This window comes from uncultured Roseovarius sp., assembly GCF_913054395.1.
GTDB lineage: Bacteria > Pseudomonadota > Alphaproteobacteria > Rhodobacterales > Rhodobacteraceae > Roseovarius.
In genome coordinates this window covers 1-2,833 of record NZ_CAJXIP010000253.1, presented here as the reverse complement: position 1 = coordinate 2,833, position 2,833 = coordinate 1, and the positions used below count along the sequence as shown (strand labels likewise).

2 protein-coding genes and 1 pseudogene are annotated in these 2,833 nt (G+C 62.3%); 2 read left to right on the top strand and 1 reads right to left on the bottom strand.

Going from position 1 to position 2,833, the window contains the following annotated elements:
- A partial coding sequence (locus tag QZ522_RS18905; RefSeq protein ID WP_294615289.1) for a pentapeptide repeat-containing protein occupies positions 1-831 on the top strand: 831 nt, incomplete at its 5' end.
- 141 nt (positions 832-972) lie between these two features.
- Positions 973-2,265: a serine--tRNA ligase gene (gene serS / locus QZ522_RS18900; RefSeq protein WP_294615286.1), complete on the top strand. Its 1,293-nt coding sequence runs from the start codon at positions 973-975 to the stop codon at positions 2,263-2,265.
- A gap of 231 nt (positions 2,266-2,496) precedes the next feature.
- Here the strand turns inward: serS and QZ522_RS18895 are convergent.
- Positions 2,497-2,833, bottom strand: a pseudogene (locus QZ522_RS18895) (hypothetical protein); the annotation flags it as partial.

The following is a 2,833-nucleotide window of genomic DNA, read 5'->3' as shown; positions in this document are numbered from 1 at the left end:
GTTGAACAGGGCCACATCACCGACCGGATCAATAAGGCGGTTGAGGGGTTGGGAGCTGAAAAAACCGTCAAGCGTGATGGCGATGAAAGAACCGAACCCAACCTCGAAGTGCGGATCGGGGCGATTTATGCGTTGGAGCGGCTTAGTCAGGACAGCGAACGCGATCATATCCAGATCATGGAAATCCTCTGCGCCTATATCCGCCAGAATGCCGGGCGCGAGGATGTTGCCCTGCCCGAGGGAGAGGCGACACCAGAGGAATGGCGCGCGTGGTCCAATGAGGGGCGCGAGCATCCCCGGCTGGATGTCGATGTGGCGCTCAAGGTGATCGAGCGGCGCGGGGCAGCGCGCAAGCAGCTGGAGAAAGAAAAGGGCTATCGTCCGGGGCTGGAACGCGCCCAACTGCGCAAGATCATCCTGTCAAAGCGCGACCTGACCGGGGCGGACCTAAGATTTGCCGAATTACAGGGGGCGGACCTCGGGTTCGCGCAGTTGCAGCGGGCAAACCTCCGGGGTGCGCAGTTGCAGGGGGCGCACCTCTGGGCCGCGAAGTTCGATGAAAACACAAACCTCAGCGAGGCTACTCTTCGAGATGCCTCGCTGAGGTTTGTGAATTGTACAAATATACCACAACTCACCGAGCATCTGGAGGGCATGTTTGGCGATACCACAGTCATCCTGCCGGGTGGGCATGGGCCGGAGCATGAAGACTGGCCCAGGCATTGGCCGAGGTCTAAGTTGGGCTTCCGGCAGTTCGAAGAGGAATGGAAAAAATGGCAGGCGGAGCCGGAGGGGTATGTTCCGCCGGAGCCGCCGGAAGAGGGCGAATGAGGGTGAAGGATGTCCCGGGTCGGGCCCGGGATGACGGGTTTCGCTTTGATCTATCCCAGCGTGGGTTTCACCCACCCTACACAGCCACAAAAATCTGGTGCATAAGGCGCTGACGACTCAACCACGCCAAGGATCAGACCCATGCATGATATCCGTGCCATCCGCGACACCCCCGATGCCTTTGACGCCGCCCTTGCACGGCGCGGGGTGGCGCCGATCTCGGGTGAGATCCTTGCGCTTGACGAGGCCCGGCGCGCGCGCATCCATGCGGCCGAGACCGCACAGGCCGAGCAGAACCGCGCCAGTAAAGAGGTTGGCGCGGCCAAGGCCAAGGGCGACGACGCCGAATTCGAGCGTCTGCGCGCGCTTGTGGCCGACAAGAAGGCCGAGGTCGCGGCAATGCAGGCCGAGGCCAAGGCGCTTGATACACAGCTTGACGACCTGCTGATGGGCATCCCCAACCTGCCGCATGCCGATACGCCCGATGGTGCGGACGAGGCCGATAATGTCGAAATGCACCGCTGGGGCACCCCGCGCGTCTTTGATTTCACCCCGAAAGAACATTACGAGCTGACCGGCGTCGTGCCGGGCATGGATTTCGAGCTTGCCGCGAAACTCTCGGGCAGCCGCTTTGTCGTGCTCAAGGGCGCCGTGGCGCGCATTCACCGCGCCCTGGCGCAGTTCATGCTTGATACGCATGTGGATGAAAACGGCCTGAGCGAGACCTGGACACCGGTTCTGGTACGCCCCGAGATGATGCTTGGCACCGGGCAATTGCCGAAATTCGGCGAGGACAGCTATGAGACCACCAATGGCTGGTGGCTTGTGCCGACCGCCGAGGTGACCCTGACCAACACCGCCCATGGCGAGACGCTGGACGAGGACAGCCTGCCGCGCCGGATGGTGGCGCATACGCAGTGTTTCCGTTCTGAAGCGGGCAGCGCCGGGCGCGACACCTCCGGCATGCTGCGCCAGCATCAGTTCGAAAAGGTCGAAATGGTGTCGATCGTGCATCCGGAGACCTCGGATGAGGAACAAAAACGCATGCTCGGCTGTGCCGAGGGCATTCTGCAAAAGCTCGGAATTCCCTTCCGCACGGTGCTCCTGTGCACCGGCGACATGGGATTTGGCGCGCGGCGCACCTATGACATCGAGGCCTGGGTGCCCGGTCAGAACTGCTATCGCGAGATTTCCTCGGTATCGACGACCGGTGCGTTTCAGGCCCGCCGCATGAATGCCCGGTTCAAACCCGCAGACGGCGGCAAACCGGAGTTCCTGCACACGCTGAACGGGTCCGGTCTTGCGGTCGGGCGCTGTCTGATTGCCGTGCTGGAAAATGGCCAGCAGGAGGATGGTTCCGTCACGCTGCCCGAGGCGCTCGCCCCCTATCTGGCGGGCAAGCTGACCCTCACATCGGAGGGGGCGCTGATCTGATCGGGCGCCCTGTCGGCTTCGTCCGGCTTCAGATACAGGAAAACCGGAGCGGTTCCGCCTCCGGTTTTCCGACAGGCTGCTATCGCCTCAGGTAGCGTCCAACCTCCACCCAACCTCCGCCAAACACGTCAGCCCCACGGCGCGTCTGCTGGTCACGTCAGCCGGGCAGGCCGGCCAAACCGGTCTGGCAACCAAGTCTGCCGCCGTTTTGTTGCAGGGCACGGCCGCGGCCTACTTGGCCTTTTTGACCTTCTTCTTTTTCTTCTTCTTGGTGTCCGATTTTTCCTCGAGGATCTTCGTCGCCTTGGCTTTTTCCTTGGCGATATCGGACTTGGCCTTGCCCTTTTCCTTCTTGGCTTTTGACTTTGCCTTGACCTTGGCGGCTGCAAACTCTGCCATCAATGCCTTGGCCTTGCGGGCCGCTTTTGCCGCCTTGGCTTCGGCTTTCGCGGCCTTTTCCTCGGCCGCCAGACGCGCGGCCTCAGCGGCGGCGATGGCGCTGTCGATCGTGTCGGCGCGCTCGTCCATGACCTTGCGCAGACGCGGGGCGAAGACCTTGGCGACCAGG